The sequence below is a fragment of the Faucicola sp. SE7633 genome, from assembly GCF_059264685.1.
In genome coordinates, this window is the sequence record NZ_JCADBW010000013.1 from 1 (window position 1) to 2,065 (window position 2,065).

The 2,065-nt window shown below is 49.8% G+C and carries 2 protein-coding genes; one reads left to right on the forward strand and one right to left on the reverse strand.

All coding sequences use genetic code 11. The annotated features are described in order from the left end of the window. Positions 1 to 275 precede the first annotated feature (275 nt). Complete coding sequence (locus AC5L4R_RS06425; RefSeq protein WP_494472545.1) at positions 276 to 482, forward strand: hypothetical protein; 207 nt, start codon at positions 276 to 278, stop codon at positions 480 to 482. Between the two features lie 5 nt (positions 483 to 487). Here the strand turns inward: AC5L4R_RS06425 and hemH are convergent, their stop codons facing one another. Further along, on the reverse strand, positions 488 to 1,513 hold the full coding sequence (gene hemH, locus AC5L4R_RS06430) for a ferrochelatase (protein ID WP_494472544.1): 1,026 nt from the start codon (positions 1,511 to 1,513) through the stop codon (positions 488 to 490). Between the last annotated feature and the right edge of the window lie 552 nt (positions 1,514 to 2,065).

The window sequence follows — 2,065 nt, forward strand, 5'->3', positions numbered from 1 at the left end:
GCAACCGCCCGTACGACACACCGTACATCTTAGGTTCTTATTTTAAGCTAATCCTACCGTTAGGCTTGTCTTAGACACGAATTAGCTTAAGTGTGTGTTTGGAAACGTCTTACCAGTTAAGTTACTGCGTACTCGCAATTTAGTCTTAACTTAACTGTGGAATGTAAGACATTGAATATAGTGAGATGAGCATAGCAAAACTTATCGCATTTAACAATTGCCTTATATGCACCGCCTGAAGTCGCAGGTTTACGGCAACGAATGGTAAACGCAAAATGATTGGCACTGAGCCAGCGTTTGGCTTGGGTGCAATAGGCGCAATTTGGCAAGGTGTAGATGATGATAGCATTGGGCTTGACAGTTTGTGCCCGTTGCTGCGCCTTTGTCCCATCCGTGTTGCTGCCAGCATGCGACGCGCTCACACCCAACGCCGCCGCCAATACCAAGCCGAGTGGCATTTTGCGCCCAAGATTTGGTTTTAAATGCCTCATCGCTGGGCCGCCCATGCCTTGATGTGCGGCTCAACCAGCGCGGCAAATAGGTCAATGTGCAACGGGTCAGCATTGAGCGCAGGGATATAGCCGTATTCGCCGCCGCCGTTGTCTTGAAAGGTGTTTTTGTTCTCAACCGCCAGCTCTTCTAGGGTTTCTAAACAATCGGCAGAAAACGCAGGGCTCAAGACCTGCACAGACGCAAGCCCTGCCTTGCCCCATGCGGTCAAAAGCTCATCGGTGTATGGTTTGACCCACTCTTGTAGCCCAAAGCGTGATTGAAAACTGTACGCCCATTGCTCATCGGTCAGTCCAAGCGCGTCGGCAACCGCATGTGCGGTGATTTTGCAGCGTTCGGGGTATGGGTCGCCTTTGTCGGCATAGGGTTTGGGGATGCCATGAAAGCTAAACAGCAGCTTTTGGGCGTGCCCGTGATGCGCTTGGTAGCGGCGCACGCTGTCGGCAAGCGCGGCGATGTAGCGTGGATGGTTGTAATAATCTTTGACAAAACTCAACGCAGGCAAATCACGCGCCTTTAAGCCGTATTTGGCAATCACGTCAAACACCGCTGCGGTGGTGCTGGCGGAGTATTGCGGATAAGCAGGCAGCACGACGATGCGCTCAATACCTTGTGCCTTGAGGTTGTGCAATGCGTCAGTCAGCGCAGGCTTGCCATACGTCATGGCAAGCTCAACCTTGACAGGTACGCCAAAATCCTGTTGATCAAGGCGTTGCTGTAGTAAATCCGCTTGCATATAGGCGATTTGGCGCAATGGTGAGTCGTCATCCCACACGCTGGCATAAGCATGAGCGACGCGTTTAGGACGCGTGGTGAGGATAAATAAGTTTAAAATAATCGCCCAAACAAGTTTGGGCACTTCAATCACGCGCGTATCGGACAAAAACTGGCGCAAGTACTGGCGCACGGCAGGCACGGTTGGCGCGTCGGGCGTACCCAGATTGACCAACAGCACAGCGACGGTCGGGTTGGTTTGATAGGTTGGTCTGGGTTTGGTGGGCATGGTGACCATAGGGCTACGGACTTTTTCTTTAGCAAATGCTGACATGGATGTTACAGGTATAGTGGCTTGGTGCAAGCGGCGTATTGACAAAACGCTTGGCAATGATGCGGCATTGTACCTTATTTACTCAACTTTTTTTAGACAACTTTTTGCTTGGATGTTGGTCCAATTCTTGCACCGTTTTGCACCTAGCCCACGCGCGGTGTTTTTGTGCCTGTGTTGTGGGTTTATCATTCGTTGCCGTAAACCTGCGACTTCAGGCGGTGGATATAAGGCAATTGTTAAATGCGATAAGTTTTGCTAGACTCATCTTACTATATTCAATGTCTTACATTCCACAGTTAAGTTAAGACTAAATTGCGAGTACGCAGTAACTTAACTGGTAAGACGTTTCCAAACACACACTTAAGCTAATTCGTGTCTAAGACAATCCTAACGGTAGGATTAGCTTAAAATAAGAACCTAAGATGTACGGTGTGTCGTACGGGCGGTTGCCATTGTCTTAGGTTTGCGGCAGGTCTAACCGTCTTGCAGAAGGAATCCCCGAACGAT

Coding starts and splice junctions, on each gene's coding strand:
- AC5L4R_RS06425 (WP_494472545.1), top strand. CDS start 276: ATGATTGGCACTGAGCCAGCGTTTGGCTTGGGTGCAATAGGCGCAATT.
- hemH (WP_494472544.1), bottom strand. CDS start 1,513: ATGCCCACCAAACCCAGACCAACCTATCAAACCAACCCGACCGTCGCT.